This is a genomic window from Mycobacterium sp. VKM Ac-1816D (assembly GCF_000416385.1).
GTDB classification, from domain to species: Bacteria; Actinomycetota; Actinomycetes; order Mycobacteriales; family Mycobacteriaceae; genus Mycobacterium; species Mycobacterium neoaurum_A.
Map to the genome: position 1 here is coordinate 1 of NZ_AOHQ01000122.1, position 296 is coordinate 296.

The 296-nt window shown below is 67.6% G+C and carries 1 pseudogene; it reads right to left on the reverse strand.

Annotated features, from left to right (window positions below):
• Positions 1 to 296: pseudogene (locus G154_RS06755) on the reverse strand (DUF222 domain-containing protein); the annotation flags it as partial.

The window sequence follows — 296 nt, forward strand, 5'->3', positions numbered from 1 at the left end:
GGTCGGATGAGGGTGACGTGCGGCAGTACCCCACCAGACATCGGACGCCTCGACTGCGACAAATAGGTGCGCAGCACCAGCCCGATCGCCTCAGCCCGACGGGTGGTGATCGGCCGGGGGTCCGGGGACCCGTCCGGTAGCGGTACCGGTCGGCACAACGGATCCAACGCCGCACACAGCTCTTCCCCAGTACCGACGTCCAGATCCAGGGTGGCCTCAAACCGACCCTCGGCGTTCTGCACCACGGTCATCTCGTTGAGCGCGGTGTCCTCGGCGACCGGCACCACCTGCTGCTC